The organism is Flavobacterium sp. GW823-FHT06G12 (genome assembly GCF_058794775.1).
The window spans coordinates 1,006,592-1,027,673 of the sequence record NZ_JBXAHE010000001.1 but is presented as its reverse complement, the minus strand read 5'-3'; the positions used below and the strand labels follow the sequence as shown (position 1 = coordinate 1,027,673).

Annotated in this window: 12 protein-coding genes, 1 pseudogene and 1 riboswitch; of the genes and pseudogenes, 10 read left to right on the top strand and 3 right to left on the bottom strand. The window is 36.5% G+C overall.

Features of this window, described 5'->3' with window-relative positions; all coding sequences use genetic code 11:
- Positions 1–57 precede the first annotated feature (57 nt).
- Positions 58–261: riboswitch (cobalamin riboswitch) on the bottom strand.
- 47 nt (positions 262–308) lie between these two features.
- Positions 309–1,214, bottom strand: a complete 906-nt coding sequence (locus tag AC1Q5Z_RS04425) for a YybH family protein (protein ID WP_492443898.1) — start codon at positions 1,212–1,214, stop codon at positions 309–311.
- Between the two features lie 235 nt (positions 1,215–1,449).
- On the opposite strand from AC1Q5Z_RS04425, the gene AC1Q5Z_RS04420 reads away from it, so the two are divergent.
- From AC1Q5Z_RS04420 to AC1Q5Z_RS04410, 3 genes are all read left to right on the top strand, one after another.
- Positions 1,450–2,043, top strand: coding sequence for a hypothetical protein (locus AC1Q5Z_RS04420; RefSeq protein ID WP_198855943.1), 594 nt, complete (start codon positions 1,450–1,452; stop codon positions 2,041–2,043).
- A gap of 126 nt (positions 2,044–2,169) precedes the next feature.
- Positions 2,170–2,655: a GNAT family N-acetyltransferase gene (locus AC1Q5Z_RS04415; RefSeq protein ID WP_198855944.1), complete on the top strand. Its 486-nt coding sequence runs from the start codon at positions 2,170–2,172 to the stop codon at positions 2,653–2,655.
- A 2-nt stretch (positions 2,656–2,657) separates the two neighbouring features.
- Positions 2,658–3,131, top strand: coding sequence for a MarR family winged helix-turn-helix transcriptional regulator (locus tag AC1Q5Z_RS04410; RefSeq protein WP_492443897.1), 474 nt, complete (start codon positions 2,658–2,660; stop codon positions 3,129–3,131).
- A 1-nt stretch (position 3,132) separates the two neighbouring features.
- Here AC1Q5Z_RS04410 and AC1Q5Z_RS04405 read toward each other — a convergent pair whose 3' ends face one another.
- Positions 3,133–3,489, bottom strand: a complete 357-nt coding sequence (locus tag AC1Q5Z_RS04405; RefSeq protein ID WP_198855946.1) for a winged helix-turn-helix transcriptional regulator — start codon at positions 3,487–3,489, stop codon at positions 3,133–3,135.
- Positions 3,490–3,597: 108 nt separating this feature from the next.
- Here AC1Q5Z_RS04405 and AC1Q5Z_RS04400 point away from each other — a divergent pair, with 108 nt between their 5' ends.
- The 3 genes and pseudogenes from AC1Q5Z_RS04400 to AC1Q5Z_RS04390 all read left to right on the top strand — a co-directional run.
- Positions 3,598–4,230 carry a nitroreductase family protein gene (locus AC1Q5Z_RS04400; protein WP_198855947.1) on the top strand — a complete coding sequence of 211 codons (633 nt, stop codon included), beginning with the start codon at positions 3,598–3,600 and terminating at the stop codon, positions 4,228–4,230.
- A gap of 259 nt (positions 4,231–4,489) precedes the next feature.
- Complete coding sequence (locus tag AC1Q5Z_RS04395) at positions 4,490–4,867, top strand: hypothetical protein (protein ID WP_198855948.1); 378 nt, start codon at positions 4,490–4,492, stop codon at positions 4,865–4,867.
- A gap of 130 nt (positions 4,868–4,997) precedes the next feature.
- Positions 4,998–5,456, top strand: a pseudogene (locus AC1Q5Z_RS04390) (transposase); the annotation flags it as partial.
- A 171-nt stretch (positions 5,457–5,627) separates the two neighbouring features.
- On the opposite strand, the gene AC1Q5Z_RS04385 reads toward AC1Q5Z_RS04390, so the two are convergent.
- Positions 5,628–6,146, bottom strand: coding sequence for a hypothetical protein (locus tag AC1Q5Z_RS04385; RefSeq protein ID WP_198855950.1), 519 nt, complete (start codon positions 6,144–6,146; stop codon positions 5,628–5,630).
- A 310-nt stretch (positions 6,147–6,456) separates the two neighbouring features.
- On the opposite strand from AC1Q5Z_RS04385, the gene AC1Q5Z_RS04380 reads away from it, so the two are divergent.
- From AC1Q5Z_RS04380 to AC1Q5Z_RS04365, 4 genes are all read left to right on the top strand, one after another.
- Entirely contained in the window at positions 6,457–7,215 is a 759-nt protein-coding gene (locus AC1Q5Z_RS04380; RefSeq protein ID WP_492443896.1) for a DUF6597 domain-containing transcriptional factor, read from the top strand.
- A gap of 31 nt (positions 7,216–7,246) precedes the next feature.
- Positions 7,247–8,449, top strand: a complete 1,203-nt coding sequence (locus AC1Q5Z_RS04375; RefSeq protein WP_492443895.1) for an FAD-dependent oxidoreductase — start codon at positions 7,247–7,249, stop codon at positions 8,447–8,449.
- Between the two features lie 111 nt (positions 8,450–8,560).
- Positions 8,561–9,628, top strand: a complete 1,068-nt coding sequence (locus tag AC1Q5Z_RS04370) for a BamA/TamA family outer membrane protein (RefSeq protein ID WP_492443894.1) — start codon at positions 8,561–8,563, stop codon at positions 9,626–9,628.
- 243 nt (positions 9,629–9,871) lie between these two features.
- On the top strand, positions 9,872–21,070 hold the full coding sequence (locus tag AC1Q5Z_RS04365; protein WP_492443893.1) for a PKD domain-containing protein: 11,199 nt from the start codon (positions 9,872–9,874) through the stop codon (positions 21,068–21,070).
- The last annotated feature ends 12 nt before the right edge of the window (positions 21,071–21,082 follow it).

Genomic DNA, 21,082 nt, shown 5'->3' with positions numbered 1-21,082 from the left:
CCAACTATCCTAAATAGCAGGTCATTATCTTGTCATCAACTTCATACCACGAAAGTTTTAAACTATGTGATCGTGGCAGGTCTCCTGACTTATTCTATCTTTAAACGGCCTTCTCACCCCGCAAAGCGGGACAATGGCATTAGTAATGTTTAAAGACTTATATAGAACTTACAGTAGCGGGTCTGTTCAGGATTTACACCTGATTCCCTTTTAACTGCTTTTTCTGAATTGAAAAAACAGACCAAAATCAGTCGCAAAGATATAACTCAACTATGGCGTCTGCAAGTTAGAAGTCGGTTTTTTAGTTTTTAATCATGATTTACCATTTGTCTAAAAAGCATTAACGTTCCTTTTTCGTTTCTTTTCCAGACGTTTATACTTTTTCCTTTAACGTTTCCATGATTGGTTCCGTCACGCCAATCTACATTATAAAATCCGAATTCTACAATGGCCTTTTTTGTGACAATAACTCCCGAAGTCTGAATGGAGATTTGTTCAATTTTTAAAGTTCCAGGTTTTTCATGCTCTGTAAAATAAGCTGTAATATCTTTTTCTCCAGAAAGAATTGGCGTATAGTACGTTAAATACATCGCATCTGGTGTGAACATTTTAGCATGCTCTGCTCCCAGTCTATTCTGAACCAAATTTTTAATAGAACCGTTTCTTTCTATTACTTCATTAATCAATTTGTCTGACGAAGTGTACTCTTTTGTTAAAGGAACCGCTGAGTTATCAATTTCAGGAATAAATCTATCATCAAAATAGCTATTAGCACCCCAAATTTCTGCTGCGATAGTCATTTTATTTTTAGACGTTTTTTTCCATAAAACCATATATTTTCCTAAATAAGCGTACGGTTTTAAGTCTTTTAAGTGCAGGTTTTCAGTAAAATTTCCTATTTCTAGAATATAATTTCCAAAATCCTGCAATTCTAAAATAGTCTTTTGAAAAGAATTGACTTTTGCCTGATCTAACCATTGTTCATAAAACGCCGCAATCATCTTCTTTCCAACTCTTTGCCTACTATGTTCTGGCATTAATACAGATTGATCTGTATAGAATTTTAGCATCATGTCCTTATTGTTTTCAAATAAGGCAGCCGCAAAAACAACATTATAATCTTCAATTTGTTTTCTAACATCTGAGTCTGTTTTATTTTCTTGAGAAAAAACACTAACTACAAAAAAAAGAAAGGATAAACTTAACTTAATCATATCTTATTACATTTGATTAAAACATAAAGATACAACATTGATAATCAAAATTTTAAAAACCTAAAATTGCATTTAAAAACTGCTTCAGCCGAAACCTGTTTTTATAAAATATAAAGTTAATTTTTAGAAAAATTACATCTTATTGGGCAATAATTAGTTCTATAAAATGTTTATATAAAAGATTATGATGCATCTAATCTTTACATCAACCCTTCAAGATTAATATATACAAAAGATGAAAAAAATATTTTTTATAATTGCCTTTATTTCTTTTTCACTGCACAGTTTTGCACAGGAAATCGATAATAAATTCAAGCCTATTCCAGCAAAAGACGCCACAAAAAAAGAAGTTGTTCCTCCTAAAGAAGCAGCGCCAAAAGAAAACCCGCCTGCTCCTATTGAGAAACCTGCGCCGTTACAAGTTAATCCAGACGAATTGTTTAAAGATCAAAATCTATACAAACCAGAGGCTAATGTTGAAGGCATTTTTTATAGAAGAAATCAATTTTTAGGCAATTTCAATACTACAGCGGTTACATCAACCATTATGTATCGTGATGCAGCTTTTGTAGACGGCGATAAAGTAAAAGTATATTTAAACGACAAAGTAATCGAACCCGAAGTATTTTTAACTGGCGACTTTAAAAGCGTAAAAATAAACTTGGTAAAAGGAATCAACAAAATTGATATTGAAGCATTAAACGAAGGTTTTGCCTCTCCAAATACAGCTGAATTTAAAGTTTATGACGATAAAGGTCAGGTTATTTCGTCAAGCGAATGGAATGTTGGAACGGGATACAAAGCTGTTATTGTCTTGGTTAAAGAGTAAAATCTTTCTAACAGAAATCGTTTGAAATCATAAAAAACATTTAAAACTGCTGATCTCAGCAGTTTTTTTGTTGTATATATGTAGTTAACTACGTAGTTTTGTACCTATATTTAATTTACAAGACAAATGCAAATCCAGCCTATACAAAATAAGTACGAAAATGAAATCGTAGATTTGATTTTAAACATTCAGCAAAAAGAATTTAATGTTCCTGTTACTCTAGAAGATCAGCCAGATTTATTGGATATTGAGAACTTCTATTATAAACCAGGCGGAATTTTTCTTGGCGCTTTTATAGAAGAAAAATTAGTAGGCACAATCGCTTTGGTAAAATTCAATTCTGAAGCTGGAGCCATCAGAAAAATGTTCGTAAAAAAAGAATACCGAGGAAAAGAATTTCAAATCGCCCAGCAATTATTAGAACAACTAATTGCCTATAGCAAAGAAAAAGGAATTAAAGACTTATATTTAGGAACGGTTACACTGTTACAAGCTGCTTTACGTTTTTATGAAAAAAATAATTTTGTAACGATACCAAAAGAAACGCTCCCAACAGATTTTCCGTTAATGAGGCCCGACAATGTATTTTGTCATTTAAAACTAAATCAATAGAAATGAATATAATTGACGAAATTGGAATATTAGCCATATCAACGCGGTTGCAACGTCTGAGCGAACAACTTCGCAAAGACGGTGCATTAGTCTATAAATCTTTCGACATTGATTTTGAACCGATATGGTTTCCTGTAATTTACACGCTCCATATCAAAGAAATGCTGAGTGTTGTCGAAATTGCGAGTGAAATTGGTTATAGCCATCCGTCAACTATAAGTTTATTGAAGGAATTAGAAAAGCAAAAAATTATTAGTTCTAAAAAAGACAAATTGGACGAACGCAAAAGATTGATTGTTCTTACTGCCAAAGGAAAAGAGCTGGTATTAAAAATGCAGCCGGTTTGGACAATAATGAAAAATGCTTTAAACGAAATTGCAGATAATCAGAACAATCTTTTGAAAGCTATTGAAGAAGCAGAGCAAAAGTTAGCAACGCAAGGTTTTTTTCAGAGAATTTCAGAACTTAAAAGCTAGATTATTCTTTGCCTGTAATCTTTTTTCTGTGATTGTGTCCCCATTTTGCAAGAGAATCGATTACTTCTTTTAATGTATGCCCATATTCTGTCAACTCATATTCAACAGTTATAGGTTGCGTATTTAAAACAGTTCTTGTAACTAACTGGTTTTCTTCTAGATTTTTCAATTCTCGGCTTAACATTTTTCCAGAAATTCCTTCAACCTCCTTTAATAAATCGGTAAATCTTAGCCTATTAAAGCAAAGTGATGCAATGATAGAGATTTTCCATCTTCCGTTTAAAATATACATTGCATCATGCACTGCCATAATATGCTGTGCGCATTTTTTCTGATCGTGTTCTGGTTCTTTCAGCATGTTGTATTGTTAAGTTACCTCGATGTTACAGTTACTTTTGGTAATTGGATGACAAAAATACACTTAAAGTGTTTACATTTGAATACAATTTTTAATTTATAAAGAAAAATGGCCTTAATAGATGCACTAAAGTGGCGTTATGCTACAAAAAAAATGAACGGACAAGCAGTTCCGCAAGAAAAAGTAGATTATATTCTTGAAGCAGCAAAACTTGCACCTTCTTCTTCTGGATTGCAACCTTACAAGATTTTTGTTATCACAAACAAAGATTTAAAAGACAAAATTAGAGCGGTAAGTTTTGACCAAAGCCAAGTTACAGATGCTTCTCACGTTTTGGTTTGGGCTGCTTGGGATGGTTACAGCTTAGACAGAATCTCTGCTGTATTTGATAGAACAATTGCAGAAAGAGGAATTCCTGCTAATGCAATGGATGAGTACAAACAAAGACTTTGGGGAATGTACGAGCCTCTTGGTCAAGAATGGCATGCTAACCACGCTGCAAAACAAGCATACATTTCGTTTGGTGTAGCGATTGCTGCAGCTGCTGAACAAGAAGTAGATGCAACTCCAATGGAAGGTTTTATTCCTGCTGAAGTAGATAAACTTTTAGGATTAAATGAACTTGGTCTAAAAAGCGTTTTGGTTTTACCTCTAGGATATAGAGATCATGAAAATGACTGGTTGGTAAACATGAAAAAAGTTAGAACTCCGCAAGAAGATTTTATCACAGAAATTAAATAAAAAATTAATTTTTGCTTAAAAAATGCTTTTGAAATGGCACCATAATAGTGCTTTTTCAGAAGCATTTTTGTTTTAAATATTTCATTTTCAAATTCAAACAAGATTCGAATAAACAAAATGAAAACTTGAATTTATCAAAGCTGTGTTATTTTTTTATTATTTGCAAAAAATAGGTACGCATTACGGATAATTAAATAATATTGTATAGCTAATTTTGCTTATATCCAAAACAATTCATTCTAATTAAATTCTAAGAACTATGTCTGATTTCTTAACGCAATTTGGGGAAGACCTAAAAAAAAACGTCCCAGGTTTCATCGCAGTATCTGTTGCTGAAATCGCTAGCGGTATGTCATACTATTCACAGTCTGCAGTTGCAGATTTTGATCCAGAATTGGCATCGGCTTACAACCTTGAAGTAGTTAAAGCAAAAATGAGCGCTATTAAAGCATTGAATTTAAATGGTCAGGTTATTGACAATATCATGATTACATTAAGTTCTCAAATTCACATTATTGATGTTTCTGATAATCAGGAATATTTTATTTACCTAGCGGTAGATTCTACAAAAGCTAATTTAGGTATGACAAAATCTATCCTTAATAAATACAAAAAAGAAATTGTAGCTAAATTATAACACCATTTGCCCCCCACGATAAAAAGGAATATTTCATGCTTGAAGTATTCCTTTTTATTTTTTATTGCAGTTTGTCCTTCGTTTCTTCAAAATATTCTATATTTCGAAAAACAAATGAGGAATTGTATAAATGGAATTACGCGCTTATTTTGAAAAATATTCTGATGAGGCAACCTGTATTGAAGAGCTCAAAAACAAACGTTTGGAGAATGGGCTTTTATGCAGAAAATGTGGGCATGATGAACACTCTTTCAGACAGAATGATTTAAAATTTCAATGTCGTAAATGCGGAAGCCGTACAAGTCTTCGATCTGGAACTGTAATGGAAAATTCTAATCTTCCAATTCGGTATTGGATGATCTGCATTGAATTAATGACTCTTTCGCATAGAAGAATGTCAATACTTAAAATTCAATATTTACTAGGACACAAAAGATATGAACCTATTTGGTTGATGGTGCAGAAAATTCGTTTGGTAATGAAAATTAGAGACGAAAAATACCGATTAAGAGCTTACTCCGAATTTGACCCCGAATTTCTTCAGAAAATAGATAAACTTGCCATGCAGAAAAAAAAGCAAAAACTGAATGATGGTGAGATGTGAAATGTGAGATGAAAAAACTTTTGAATAAAAAAGCCACAGATTACAAGATTAAAATGATTTTAAATCAGTGCTAATCCTGTAATCTGTGGCTTTATAATTTTATTGCTGTAATTGCTTTGGAAAAATTTACAATTAACCATTCACAATTCACAATTATTATTTCTTCTTATTCTTTTTAGCTTTAGATCTTTTCGCTTTGTTTTTAGCGATTTTTTTTGCTTTTGCTTTATCCTTAGCTTTTTTCGCTTTTGCTTTCTTTTTAGCTTTAGCTTTTAGTTTTGCTTTTTTAGCTTTCTCTTTCTTTTTGTCTTTTGCTTTTTCTTTTTTCTTAGCAACAGCTTTTTTCTTTTTCTCTTTTTTCTCTTTTTCCTTTTCTTTTTCTTTCATTTTTTTACTCTTTTTAGATTTTGGCTGATTTTCGTTTTCTTCAGATGTTTCTTCTTCAGCCTCAGATGAAATTTCTTCTATTTGTGTTGATTCTTGCACTGCTTCCTCTACCGTATTATCCTCTTTTTCTGCTACTTTTTTTGGAGCTCTTTTAGGTTTTGGTTTTACTTCTGGAGTTTCAGCAGATTCTAGAACTGGAGTCTCTTTTTGCTCGATTTCGTCATTTGAAATAACCGAAACAGCTTCTGCCTCCTGATTGATTTCATCAACAAGTATTTCTTTTGCCATTATTCTGTTAATTTTAAGAAATTGATTAAATTTATTTTGAATTAAACTAATTTTTAATGTTATTAAATCATTAAATTAACATCAAAAAATAATAAACAAAGATAGACTGAAAAAGACATTCGCCAATGTTAAGTTTTTCATTGCAAGAAAAAACGACATCTAATATACTAAAAAACAACAACTTACCCAATGTTAAGTTTTTTATCACACTTTTTATCGAATTACAAAGTCTCTTATAAGCTTTCTATGAGCGATACTTTTAATAGAAATAAAGTACATTTTGTTTAATTTCACTTTAAAATTTGATAAAATGCATCACGATTTATCCTATCAATACATCAAACCCAACAAAAACCTTTCAGATTTTGTGGATAGTTTTTGGTGTATGGAAAATAAATCGGATGAAAAACTGGAAACAATTGGTCTTCCAGACGGACGAATTGATTTATCGTTTATAAAAACAGCTGAAAATCCTTTTCAAATCAGGCTTCTGGGTTTAGGAACGCAACAGTATGAAAAAGGAATAATTCCAGCTAAAAGCTTAACGTTTGTTATTAGCTTTAAACTTCTTGCTGCTGAATATGTTTTTCACGAAAGTATTGCATCTCTTTTAAATTCAGGAAAAATACTCGAATCTGGCTTTTGGGATTTTGAAGAGCATGATTTGGAAAATTTTGAATTGTTCTGCGAAAAAGCTGCTTCAAAAATCGACTCCTTATTAATAAAGGAAGTCGATACTCGAAAGCAAAAACTATTCGGTCTTATTTATGAAACTCATGGTGCAATGACTGTAAAAGAATTATCGGAACAATCTAATTGGAGCAGCCGTCAGATTAATAGGTATTTCAATCAGTATTTTGGAATTTCATTAAAAGGATATTGTTCCATACTTCGTTTTCGGGCTTCATTGGAACATATTGCAAAAGGTAAACTTTTTCCAGAAGAGAATTTTTCCGATCAGACGCATTTTATTAAAGAGATCAAGAAAATTTCGGGTTCGCTTCCAAAAGAATTGTTTCAAAACAAAAACGACCGATTTATACTATTATCTGCTCTTTCATCACAATAATTTTGCAACATAGATTTTTAAATACAAAACTATGTTACTAGAAAATAAACACGTTGCCATTGTTGGCGGCGGTATGAGCGGATTACTCTTGGCCCGTCTTTTACAACTACAGAATATAAATGTAAAAGTATACGAAAGAGACCTCAACTCAAAAGTTCGCGTACAAGGTTCTCCATTAGATCTGCATGACGATTCAGGTTTAATAGCTATGGAAAAAGGAGGTTTATTAGATGAATTTTATAAAAATATTCGTCCAAATGCCAGTAAAGCCCGCATTGTGAATCAAAATTTAGAATTGAAGTTTGACGAGCATTCTATTACTAAAACTTCTACTGAAGAAATTATAAACCCCAGCAAGGATTCGCTTCAGGATATTTCAAAACCTCGTCCAGAAATAGACCGCTCAGAGCTTCGAGCCATTTTATTGCATTCGCTTAGAACTGAAACTATGGTTTGGGATAGTCAATTTCTTTCTATGGAAAAAGAAAATAATGGCTGGAGACTGTTCTTTAAAAATGGTATAAGTACTTATGCCGATTTGGTAATTGGTGCAGATGGAGCAAATTCTAAAATTCGTCCCTATGTAAGCGCACTTAAACCTATTTATTCTGGAATTACAATGATTGAAGGAACAATTTATAATGCCAAGAAAAATGCTCCTAATCTTTTTGAGTTTTCAAAAGGTGGAAAGGTTCTGGCTTTAGGAAACGAACAAACCATTATGTACGGAACAAAAGGAGACGGTTCTTTAATGTTTCTGCTCAGCAGTAAAATTCTTGAAAATTGGATTTCAGAAAATGATCTAGATTTTAAAGACAATCAGAAGATTTTTGAATGGTTTAAAGAAATTTATCAAGATTGGAGTTCTGATTGGCATGAACTTTTTATGAGTGAAGAATTGTATTTTATACCTCGTCCGCAGTATTATTTTTCCCAGAATCAGTCTTGGGAAACGCAAGAAAATGTAACTATTATAGGCGATGCAGCGCATAGAATGCCTCCTTTTGCAGGAAAAGGCGCTAATTTAGCCATGCTCGATGCTGTTGAATTGGCTGATTTCTTAACTAATAATCAGTTTTCTGATTTAAAAACGGCGATTTCTCATTTTGAAAAACGAATGCTCGAAAGAGCTGCAGAGGCTTTAGAAAATACTTTGAAAAACGGTGAAAAACTTCATGCCAAAGATGCTCTAGAAAAACTGGTTTCTATATTTAATCAAATAGCCAAATCTTAATTTATTTTATTTCAATTACTTACATTTTTTAATTAAATTTACAAGTACCTGAAAAAGCGTTATCTACTTATTTATACATCTAATATAAGTTTCACTAAACAAATTTAGACCATGAGGCATTTTCTACTCCTACTCTTTTTTACTTGTTTTATTTTTTCTTCTTTCGGACAAAAAATAACCGATTCTGTTCCAAAAAAAGCAAAAGAGAAGAAAATCGAACTTAGAGTAATGCCTTATTTGAGCTACAATAGAAATCTTGATTTTATGTTTGGGGTTATTCCAATGGCAATGTACAAAGTCAATCATAATGATACTATTTCTCCTAAATCATTATCTGGAATGTCGGCCATTTATACCACTAACAAATCTTATGTTTTGGCTTTCTTTAATAAATGGTACTTGAATGAGGACAAATGGCGTTTGAAATTTTTCTTTTTTACCGGAAATCAGAATTCCCAATTTTATGTTGATGATATAGAACAGCCAGATTTTTACGATTACGGAACCAAAACAAATATTTTTAGTTTGGGCGGCCAGCGCGAAATTGCCGGGAAGTTTTATGGTGGACTTTCTTATACTTATGCACATTACAATACAGTATATGAGGATAATGTTTCTCCTTCGTCGGTTTCACATAGTAATGCTTTAGTTGTAAACTTATTATTTGATACTAGAGATGCCGTTTATTATCCTACGATAGGATACAAAATTAAACTGGATTGGTCTACGTATCCAAAATTTTTAGATAACGAACTGGCATCAAATCGAATATCTTTTCAAGCCAATAGATATATTCCAACTAGAGATAATAAAGATGTTATTGCAGCTCGTGTTTTTGGGAAATTCGGACTTGGGAATGTTGCATTTGAACAGCAAAGCACTATTGGCGGTACAGATATTCGCGGTTATTCTGAAGGAAAATACAGAGGAGCCGGATTAATGGATATTCAAGGCGAATACCGATACAACTTTGGAAAGAAAATGGGATTGGTTGGCTTTTTTGGTATCGCCACTATTTATGGTTCTGATACTCCAAGCTTTGACTGGAAAATGTATCCTGGAGGCGGTGTTGGTTATCGATACAATCCGTTCAAAAAATCAAAATTTAATGTTGGTTTAGATGGTGCAGTCGGAAAAGGAGATTGGGGAATTTATTTCAGAATCGGCGAAGCTTTCTAGTTTTAAAAAATTATTTAAAAAGCCCTAAGTCTAAGATTTAGGGCTTTTTTATTGTTTCATCCTCTGTTTTCTTGTTTCATTTTATAATATGCAACATCGAAAAAAAAATTTCAAGGCTATCTTTCTTTAAATTTGAGTATCCCCAGATATATTCAAAAATCTTAACTAATTAATGCTCAAAATCAATTTATTAATTTAAGGCGGTTAAACATTAATTTGCCTCCTTTCTATTCCTGATTGCTTATGGCACAATTTTATTTTTCTTGGAGAATCTGCACTTTATCAAAAAAACTAGCTTTTGCTGCATTGTTAATTTTTCTCACTTTTCAAACAAATGCACAAAACTGTACTGTAAACGCCGGAGTATTGAATATAACCATTTGCGCAACCGATGCAATGGTTTTAACTGGAAACAATCCGAGTCCTATTATTGGCACAGTCAAATGGACTCAAATCTCTGGTCCAGCAGTAACCATCAATTCGCCAACAAGTCCAAGCACAACTGTTTCTGGCTATACTGGAGGGAATACTTATATTTTTAGATATAGCGCAACTTGTGGCGACGGAATTACAGCTTATCAGGATAAAGTGGTAAATGTTAAGCCTATTACTACTGCAATTGCAGGAAGCAATATAACAAGCTGTCCAAATAGTTCTGGAAATTTATCTATTACTGCAAATGCGCCTCAAAATACAGGAGAAACTGGTCATTGGGAAATCGTCGGAGCTAATAATGCTGGAGTAGTAATTAATTTTCCTAATCTGCCAACCTCAACTATAACTTTACCTTCTACAAGTTGCGGTGTTACCACACTTCAATGGGTTATCGAAGGTCCTGAATATGCTCCCGGCCAGCGCTGTAGAACTACTTCTCAGATAACGGTAACCAATTATGGTGGTGTTAAACCTGTTTCAGCAGGACCAGATCAAACACTCAGCAATTGTTATACAACAACACAAAGTACTAATCTTGATGCTACTTATGGCGGTTGCGGACTTAATGGACAAAATGGTCAATGGACTTTTGTAACTGGCCCAAATACGCCAACAATTGCCAATCCTAGCGCTAATAATACAGGAGTTTCAAATCTTGTACAGGGAACTTATACTTTTCGATGGACTGTAACTGGCCCTTGTGCTTCTGGCAATGATACAGTAGTAATTAATGTTCCTGCCGCGACACAAGATGTTACGACACTTCCTGGTGGCGATGAAAATATTTTCTTTTGTGACAACAATATTAATCAAGTAACATTAGTAGCACAAACTCCACTATATGCTGGTGAGACTGTTCAATGGACACAAATAGCTGGAGATTCTGGCGCCGTAATTGTTTCTCCAACAAATCCCACTACACTAGTCACAAATATATCTGATGCTGGTGATCCCTATACATTTAGATATACGCTTACCAATAACAATACGGGTTGTGTTTTTACTAAAGATTACCATGTACAATATAACGGAGCAACAAGAACCATTGTAGCCAATAATGGCGATGACATGGTTGGAAGCTGTAATGCAACTGTTTTTACTATTCCGCTTACCGTAACAGGAACTGGAGTAAATCAATATCGAATTGTGACAGGACCAGACACTTCTCCTCTCGCCCCTTTCCCTACTGCATTGCAAGATGCTGGAAATTCTTTGACTTTAACACTTACTACACCTGGAGAATATACTGTCGAATTTATTAGAAGCCAAAACGGATCAATTCTTGCTGGCTGCGATTATGGTTTTGATACTCTAAATATTCTAGTTTCTGGTGATCCTACTCCATCTAATGCAGGATCTGATGTAAGTTTGCCTTGCGGTGATACGAGCACAATGCTTTCTGGAGTTGTAACTGGCGAAGGTATGCATTTTTGGAGCCAGCTTAGTGGACCAAATCAGGCCACAATTGCTGATAACTTTGCTATAGACACTCAAGTAACGGGACTTATTCCTGGAACTTATGTTTTTCAATATATAACCAAAGGAGGCGGTGCAACCTGTGGTTTTTCAGTTTCTACAGTAACTATCTATGTATCCGACACTAACTTAGGAACTCCAAATGCCGGACCCGATCAGATTGTCTGTGCCAATTCTCAAGTACGCCTTGGAGCTGCAGCAGTACAGGCGGGTGAAATAGGCACATGGAGTCAGATTTCTGGACCAACTACGATTACGTTTTCTAATGTTAATGATCCAAATGCGATAGCAACAGGCTTTACCTCAACAGTATCAGCATATGAATTACAATGGACGGTTTCTTATCTTCACCCTGGTCCATCTTGTAGTTCATCTGCATCCGATAACGTAACAATCGGCACCAATAATTCGACTGCTGCCTCAACTTCTGACGCAGGTCCAGATGCCTGCTATCCTTCGGGAACAACATCTTTTAACCTCAGCGGTAATACTCCTACCTTTCTTGAAGTAGGTATTTGGTCTGTAACACCTTCAGCAGGTGTTGTTATTGCAGATACTAGCGATCCTAATACATTAGTTACCGTTCCAGGAAATGGAACGTATGTTTTCACTTGGTCTATAGAAACTATAACAAGACTTTGCGCGCCAAATCAAAGCAGTGTTTCGGTTACAATTGCCAATACTCCTCCTGCAGCAAATGCAGGTCCTGATCAAGAAATTTGTGGATCTACCATTACAATGGCCGCCACAACCAGCAGTGGTTCAATTGGAACTTGGACAAGAATTTCCGGTGTTGGAGACTATACTATAAGTGATATTCATGACCCAAACGCAGTTTTTACTTTTACCTATAGTGGTTATTATATTTTTAGATGGACAGTAGATGCTTCGGTCTGTGGTCAAGCATTCGATGACGTTAATTTAACAATAGGTATTCCACCTCACCAAGCTATTGCGGGGCCAGATCAAAATATTTGTGCCAACACAAGCGTTACAATGGCTGGAAGTACTTACGACAGTTTTTTTGAAACTGGACAATGGTCTGTGTTAACTGGCGCACCAAACCAACCTAATATTGTTGACCCTACTAATCCAAATACGGTAATTAATGGGCTTGTAGCGGGAACTTATACTTTTAGATGGACCATAACTGCAAAAAGCATTTTCTTATGTCAAGGAACTTTTGATGATATGGTTGTGGTGGTTACTCCAGCGGCAGATGCAGGACCTGATCAAACTTATTGCGATGTTACCAGCATTCAGCTTACAGGAAATAAAAATTCAACTGGAACCTGGACACTTACTAGCACTTCTGGAAATCCAGCAGATGTTCATATATCCCAATCTCCACCTAACAGTTATATTGCAAATGCTACTGTTGTTCCTGGGACTAGCTACGTTTTTACCTACACCACATCTAGTGCCAATTTTCCTAATGGATCAACTTGTCCAGGATCCTCTGATTCTGTAAATGTTGAAATATTTAGCGGAGCGAGTATACCACCGAATGCAGGTCCAGATCAAACATTATGTATTTCTGATGTTAACGGAACCGCAACTTTACAAGGAAATGTACCTCCGCCAGATGTTGCTACTTTCGAATGGCGTTTTGCATCTCAACCTGCTGGAAGTGTAGCTGTAATCACAACTCCTACTGCTCCATTGACGACAGTCACAGGCTTAACAGTACCAGGTTTATATATTTTGGAATGGGTTTTTGAAAGTCCTTCTTGCAGAACATTGTCTGATATTGTGAGAATTGTTATGAATGCACCTCCAAGTGGTGCAAATGCTGGCCCTGATGACACAGTAGCTTGCCAGACTACTTACAAAACTGCAGCTATACCACCTACGGTAGGAATTGGTACATGGACATTTGCTTCTCAGCCTCCAGGAGGAGCCGCTGTAATTGACAACCCAAACAGTCCAGTTACTACATTATCCAATATTAATGTTTTAGGTACTTATGTCTTAACTTGGACGGTAAGCAATGGCCCTTTTACCAATCCATCATTATGTCAGCCAACATCAGACCAAGTTTCCATAACATTCAATGATGTACCGCCATCTATTGCCGAAGCAGGGCCTGATCAAGAATTGTGTGCTGTTACCACTGCTACCATGGCTGCCACACCTGTCACTTCTGGTGTTGGTGAATGGACGCAGGATTTAGGGCCGAATAATGCCAATATTGCAGCGCCAAACCTTCCTAATTCCTTAATGCTCGGACTTGTTCCTGGTACTTACCAATTCCGTTGGAAGACCACAACAGTAAATGTAAACGGCTGTACTTCTGAAGATACTGTTTTGGTTACCATCTACGAAAATCCATCAACTGCCAATGCAGGACCAAATCAAATAATTCCTCAATTTTCACCTGTAAACTTAAATGCTACCACTCCTACAGTTGGTACTGGTGAATGGACTCAGGTTTCAGGACCAAGTACGGTAGGTTTTATGGATTCAACCTCACCTACCACAGCTGTCACTGGAACTGTTCCTGGAATATATACTTTGCAATGGACTGTAAGCAATGGTAATTGTGCCGTTTCATCAGATACTATGAACCTGACTATTCTATCAATTGCCGATCTTGAATTAACCAAAACAGTATCTCCAACAACTGGAAGTGTTGGCGATGTTGTTACTTTCAATATAAATGTCTTTAATAATAATGCACTTGGAGGATCTGCTACAGCCACTAATGTTGCGGTACGTGATTTCATTCCGTTCGGTTTTGCACTTGTTGCTGGAACGGTTACTTCGGGAGGAGTATACAATGTTGGAGACAATACAATTACTTGGAGCGGCATGACGATTCCGAGTGGCAGCATTTTAAACTTATCATTCAAAGCTACTATTCTGCCCGGTGGATCTTATGTAAATACAGCCGAAGTTGTTGCTTCAGATCAATTTGATCCGGATAGTACGCCTAACAACCAAAATCCGTCAGAAGATGATCAAGATAGTGCAACAGTAGTTCTAGATGTAGCCGATTTATCATTACAGAAAACCGTTTCGCCAGCAACCGTGAGCATAAACGATAATGTTGTATTTACAATTAGAGTTACCAACAGCGGCCCTAATAATGCAACTGGAATTACGGTTTCGGACCATTTGCCTCCAGGTTTTACGTATGTGAGCGACAATGGAGGTGGAAAATATAACAATGGTACAGGAATTTGGAATGTTGGCAATCTGAATAATGGAAACTCTCTTGCCTTACAAATTACAGCAAAGGTAAATGTTGTGACATCAATGAGCGATTACTTTAATACGGCAGAAATTCAAACCGCACATCAATTCGATCCCGATAGTACCCCAGGAAATGGATTGCCCGAAGATGATATATCAACAGCTTCCGTTTCCCTAAAACAAGCTGATTTGGAACTAACTAAATCTGTCACGCCTACTTCAGCTTCAGCCGGTGACCAAGTTAGCTTTACAATTAACGTCGTTAACAAAGGTCCTGGAAATGCTACTGGCGTTGGTGTGAAAGATGTTATTCCAGTAGGATATACGCTTATCCCAGGATCAGTATCTGCTGGTGGTACTTATCAAGTAGCCACTGCTACACTTGAATGGAGAGATCTAGTATTGCCCGCAAACTCAAATATCAATCTTACTTTTAATGCTTTTGTTAATCCTTTAGGAAACTATCTTAATGTTGCTCAAGTCATAACCAGCGATTTACCTGATCCAGATAGTGTACCAAATAACAACGTTCCTTCTGAAGATGATCAAGATGATGCTGAAATCACTTTTATTGGGCCTTCTGCCGACTTATCTTTAACTAAAAATGTAGTCGCTGGCAATACAAGTCCTGTAGTTGGAAGTCAGATTTCCTTTGAACTTATAATTAAAAACGACGGACCTAATAATGCGACAGGAGTGCAAGTAGCAGATTTACTGCCTTCTGGTTTCCAATATGTGAATTACAGCTCTTCTGCAGGTTTATATAATAGCGCTACTGGTATCTGGAGCGTTGGTACGGTCGATGCTGGAGTTTCGGAATCACTTATTCTAGATGTAAAAGTATTACCGACAGGAGATTACAAAAATATAACACAAGTTACTGCCAGTGATCTTCCTGATCCTGATAGTACGCCAAATAATGACGATGGAGATCAGAGTGAAGATGACGAAGATAATGTTGTAATAACCCCTATACCGCCATCTGCAGATTTATCATTAACAAAAACGGTAAATAATGCTACACCTTTGGTTGGTTCTCTCGTAACATTTACTATTATAACCACGAACAGTGGTCCACAAGATGCTGCTCAAGTTCAGGTAACCGATTTACTGCCTTCTGGCTATACTTTTGCTACTTTTAATGCAACAAGTGGAACTTATGACAGTACAACTGGTTTATGGACGCTAGATATACTAGAAAGCAGCGAATCTGAAACCTTACAGATAAATGCAATAGTTAACGCAACGGGAGATTATACCAATATTGCAGAAGTTACCAATAGCGACACTCCAGATCCTGACTCAACACCAAATAATGGAGTACCGACAGAAGACGATTACGGAACGGCAACTACTATTCCTATTCAGCAGTCTTCAGATTTATCTTTGGCTAAAATGGTTAATAATGCTACGCCATTAGTGGGTTCTCTAGTTACTTTTGAAGTGGTTGTGACCAATAATGGCCCGCAAGACAATCTTGGTATACAAGTAACAGATGTACTTCCGTCTGGATATACTTTTACTGGATTTACCGTTTCTACAGGAACTTATGATGCTGCTACAGGAATATGGACAGTTGGTAATTTGGTAAATGGTGATTCGGAAACACTACAAATTGTGGCAAAAGTGAACCCAAGTGGCGATTATACGAACAAAGCCGAAATAACTGCTGCTGATCTCCCTGATCCAGACTCCACACCAAATAATGGCGTTACAACAGAAGATGATTACGCAGAAGCTACAACAGTTCCTGTTCCAACATCAGCAGATTTATCTTTAACTAAAACCGTAAACAATACTGCTCCGCCAGTTGGTTCACAGGTAACCTTTAGCATTCAGGTAACTAATTCTGGTCCGCAGGAAGCCAATGGAGTTACTGTTACCGATTTGCTGCCTTCTGGATATACCTACGTATCGTATAGCGCAACAACAGGAAGTTATAATCCGACGACAGGTCTATGGACAGTTGGAAACATGCCTATTTCAGATTCTTATACTTTACAGATAACAGCTACAGTAAATGCTTCTGGAAATTATACTAATAGTGCAGAAATTACAGCAAGCAGTCAGCCTGATCCTGATTCAACTCCAAATAATGGTGTTACTACAGAAGACGACTATGCCGAAGCAACAACAGTTCCTGTGCCAGTATCAGCCGATTTATCATTAACCAAAACAGTAAATAACACTACCCCACTTGTAGGTTCTCAAGTAACTTTCAGTCTTCAAATAAGCAATGCTGGACCACAAGCCGCAGATGGAGTTGCCGTTACCGATTTACTGCCTTCTGGATATACTTACGCATCTTATAGTGCAACGGCCGGAAGCTACGATTCGGCAACAGGAGTATGGACTGTCGGAAATGTCACAATTGGCGTTACTCATACTTTACAAATAACAGCGGTAGTAAATGCTGCAGGAAACTACACAAATACTTCCGAAATTACAGCAAGTAATCAGCCTGATCCTGATTCAACTCCAAATAACGGAGTGACAACAGAAGATGATTATGCTGAAGCATCAACAACGCCTGTAACGCAATCATCTGATTTATCATTAACCAAAACGGTAAACAATACTACGCCTGTAGCTGGCTCACCAGTAACTTTTGCGGTTGTTGTTACCAATAATGGACCACAGGATAATACGGGAGTTCAAATAACCGACTTGTTGCCTTCAGGATATACATATAGTAGTTTCACCCTTTCTAGAGGAACCTATAATTCAGCAACAGGTCTTTGGACAGTTGGTAATTTAGCCAATGGAGAATCTGAAACACTGCAAATTACAGCCATAGTAAATGCTTCTGGCGATTATCTTAATATTGCCGAAGTAACTGCAGCAGCTCTTCCTGACCCTAATTCTACTCCAAACAATGGAGTTCCTACTGAAAATGATTATGCTACAGCAACTATTACTCCGACGGCACAATCTGCAGATTTATCATTGACCAAAACAGTAAGCAATAGTAATCCGCTAGTTGGTTCTTTAGTTACTTTTGAAGTGATTGTAACCAATAACGGGCCTCAAGATACTTCAGGTGTAACGGTTACCGATTTACTTCCAAGCGGCTACACTTATTCTAATTTCACGATTTCTACAGGAACTTATAATCCAACGACTGGATTATGGACTGTAGGCAATTTAATCAATGGAAAATCAGAGACTTTACAAATTTTAGCTATAGTAAATCCGGCAGGAAACTATATAAACGTTGCCGAAGTAACGGCAAGTACACTTCCTGACCCTGATTCGACTCCAAATAACGGGGTTGTAACAGAAGATGATTATGCAACGGCAACAGTCACTCCAAATGCTCAAGCCGCAGATTTATCTTTAACTAAAACGGTTAACAATACCACTCCATTAGTAGGGTCGCCAGTTATTTTTGAAATAATTGCAACAAACAATGGTCCACAAAATACTTCTGGTGTTGAAATAACCGATCTGCTGCCTACCGGATACACTTTTGTTACTTATAGTGCCACAAAAGGAGTCTATAACGCTGTAACGGGAAAATGGACAATTGGCACATTTCTAAATGGAGATTCGCAAGTTTTAAGAATAACAGCTATTGTTAACCCAACAGGAAACTATGTAAATATTGCCGAGGTAACTGCAAGCAATCTGCCAGACCCAAATTCAACACCTGGAAACGGAGATCCAACTGAAAATGATTATGGAACGGCTACAACCTCACCATTAGGACAATCTGCTGATTTATCTTTAACCAAAACAGTTAATAATCCTACTCCATTAATTGGATCATCGGTAACTTTTGAAATCATTGTTTCAAATAACGGCCCGCAGAATACTTCTGGAGTTGAAGTGACTGACTTATTGCCTACAGGATATACCTTTAGCGGTTTTACAGCAACAAAAGGAACATACAACAGTACCACAGGAAAATGGAGTATTGGTTCTTTAGTTAATGGAGATTCTCAGACATTACAGTTAACCGCTATTGTAAATGCAACTGGCAATTATTTAAATACGGCCGAAGTTACTGCAAGCAGCCTTCCAGATCCAAATTCAACTCCAAACAACGGAGTTACTACTGAAAATGATTATGCAGAAATTGCAACTGTTCCTGTTCCTCCAATGGCAGATTTATCTCTTGTAAAAGCTGTAATTGGCGGAAATTTAAGTCCAATATTTGGAGCAACAATTACATTCCAAGTAACCGTAACCAACAGCGGTCCACAAGATGCTACTGGGGTAAAAGTACTCGATATGCTGCCAAGCGGTTACGAATATGTGGTATACAGTTCTACATCTGGACAATATTATAATACAACTGGAATTTGGGATATTGGCACTATACCAAGTGGAGCTTCAGAGTCTTTACAAATAGGTGTCAAAGTCAATACAACCGGAGACTATCAAAACATTGCAGAGGTTTACGCTTCTAATGAATTGGATCCAGATTCAACTCCAAATAACGGAGTTACTTCAGAAGATGACATCAGTTCTGTGTTATTGAGTCCTGTTCCTGCAGTAGCCGATCTTTCAATAGAGAAAAAAGTAATCAATAATATACTTAATCCTGCCGTAGGATCGCAAATCTCATTCTCTATTACAGTAACCAACTCAGGCCCTAGCAATTCTACTGGTGTTACCATAAAAGATGTATTGCCTTCTGGATATGATTATATTTTCTATAATTCGACTTCGGGACCTTATAATCCTGTAACGGGCGAATGGACTCCGGGAATCATCCTTGCTGGAAATAGTCATACTTTAATTTTGAATGTTTTTGTAAAAAGTCCAACAGGTACTCCAGACGAATACTTGAATACAGCAGAAATTATGACTGCAGATCAGCATGATCCAGACAGTACTCCAGGTAACGGAGTTACGACTGAAGATGATTATGATAGCATTGCGGTTACACCAGTAATTGTAATGGCAGATTTGTCTATTAAGAAAACAGCCCTTAATCAAGATGCCGTTCACGATGTAGGTTCAACGGTTATTTTCACTGTCACCGTAACCAATGATGGTCCTGCAGATGCCTCTGGTGTAAGAGTAAAAGACTTGCTGCCTCCTGGATTTACTTATCAAACCAGTAGTCCTACGAGCGGTTTATACAACTATGTGACAGGTATTTGGAATGTCGGAAATATTCCAACCGGAACCGATCAGTCATTGGATATTTATACAACAGTAAATAAGCCGTCAGGCATAGCAGGCGAATATACAAATATAACCGAGGTTATAGCCAGCAACCTACCAGATCCAGATTCGACTCCAAATAATGGAGTCACGACCGAAGATGACTATGACAGTTTGCAAATCAAAGTTGCCGTTGCCGATTTAAGTCTAGAAAAAACAGCCAGCAACAAAAACGCAAATGTAAACGAAGTTGTCACATTCACCTTACAGCTTAACAATGAAGGCCCAAGCACCGCTACTGGTGTCGCTGTTGAAGACTTGATACCGCTTGGATTCAAGAATATATCGAATATCAATAATGGAGGTATCTTTAGCAAAGACATTATAAAATGGGTCGATTTAACCGTTCCTGTCGGAGGCATTACGCTAACGTACGAGGCAACTGTAGCCAACCCACTTGGACTGGAAAGTGTTGATTATGTTAACATTGCTCAAGTAACTGCCAGCAATCAATTTGACCCTGACTCGACTCCAAATAACGATAACGGAGACCAAAGCGAGGATGATGAAGATTCTGAATCTATTAACATTCCTTCTACCGACTTAGCGATTAATAAAGAAGTCGATAAAACAGATGTTCCAATGGATAGCCAAGTAGTCTTTACTATAACGGCAGAGAATTTAGGCAATTTAACCGCAACAAATGTAGAAGTTCAAGATGTGTTGCCTAAAGGATATTCATTAGTAAACTCGGCGGTGACTTCTGGAACTTATGATTCGAAAACAGGAATCTGGAGCATTCCAGCAATTAACAAAGGAACGATCCAAACATTAACATTAACCGTTAAGGTGGTCGATTTTAATGATTATTTGAACAATGCTCATTTGGTTAAACTGGATCAGATAGACACCAATTCGGCAAACAATCAGGATAGCGCAACCGTTTCGCCAAACTGTCTGAAAATCTATAATGAGTTTTCACCAAATGACGACGGCCAAAACGATTTCTTCTACATTGATTGTATTGAAAGATATCCAAATAATCAGCTCGAAATCTTTAACCGCTGGGGTAATTTGGTTTACTACCAAAAAGGTTATAAAAATACTTGGGACGGAAAAGCGGAAGGTTCTGCCAAAACGCTTCCTGAAGGCACCTATTTCTATATCCTTGATTTAGGAGACGGATCTAAAAAAACCTCTGGATGGGTTTACCTCAAATAAAACCATCCAGAA

What these genes read in the sequence shown, in the direction of transcription:
- AC1Q5Z_RS04405 (WP_198855946.1), bottom strand. Translation starts at nt 3,489, where the DNA reads ATGCTGAAAGAACCAGAACACGATCAGAAAAAATGCGCACAGCATATT.
- AC1Q5Z_RS04410 (WP_492443897.1), top strand. Translation starts at nt 2,658, where the DNA reads ATGAATATAATTGACGAAATTGGAATATTAGCCATATCAACGCGGTTG.
- AC1Q5Z_RS04400 (WP_198855947.1), top strand. Translation starts at nt 3,598, where the DNA reads ATGGCCTTAATAGATGCACTAAAGTGGCGTTATGCTACAAAAAAAATG.
- AC1Q5Z_RS04380 (WP_492443896.1), top strand. Translation starts at nt 6,457, where the DNA reads ATGCATCACGATTTATCCTATCAATACATCAAACCCAACAAAAACCTT.
- AC1Q5Z_RS04385 (WP_198855950.1), bottom strand. Translation starts at nt 6,146, where the DNA reads ATGGCAAAAGAAATACTTGTTGATGAAATCAATCAGGAGGCAGAAGCT.
- AC1Q5Z_RS04370 (WP_492443894.1), top strand. Translation starts at nt 8,561, where the DNA reads ATGAGGCATTTTCTACTCCTACTCTTTTTTACTTGTTTTATTTTTTCT.
- AC1Q5Z_RS04365 (WP_492443893.1), top strand. Translation starts at nt 9,872, where the DNA reads ATGGCACAATTTTATTTTTCTTGGAGAATCTGCACTTTATCAAAAAAA.
- AC1Q5Z_RS04415 (WP_198855944.1), top strand. Translation starts at nt 2,170, where the DNA reads ATGCAAATCCAGCCTATACAAAATAAGTACGAAAATGAAATCGTAGAT.
- AC1Q5Z_RS04375 (WP_492443895.1), top strand. Translation starts at nt 7,247, where the DNA reads ATGTTACTAGAAAATAAACACGTTGCCATTGTTGGCGGCGGTATGAGC.
- AC1Q5Z_RS04425 (WP_492443898.1), bottom strand. Translation starts at nt 1,214, where the DNA reads ATGATTAAGTTAAGTTTATCCTTTCTTTTTTTTGTAGTTAGTGTTTTT.
- AC1Q5Z_RS04420 (WP_198855943.1), top strand. Translation starts at nt 1,450, where the DNA reads ATGAAAAAAATATTTTTTATAATTGCCTTTATTTCTTTTTCACTGCAC.
- AC1Q5Z_RS04395 (WP_198855948.1), top strand. Translation starts at nt 4,490, where the DNA reads ATGTCTGATTTCTTAACGCAATTTGGGGAAGACCTAAAAAAAAACGTC.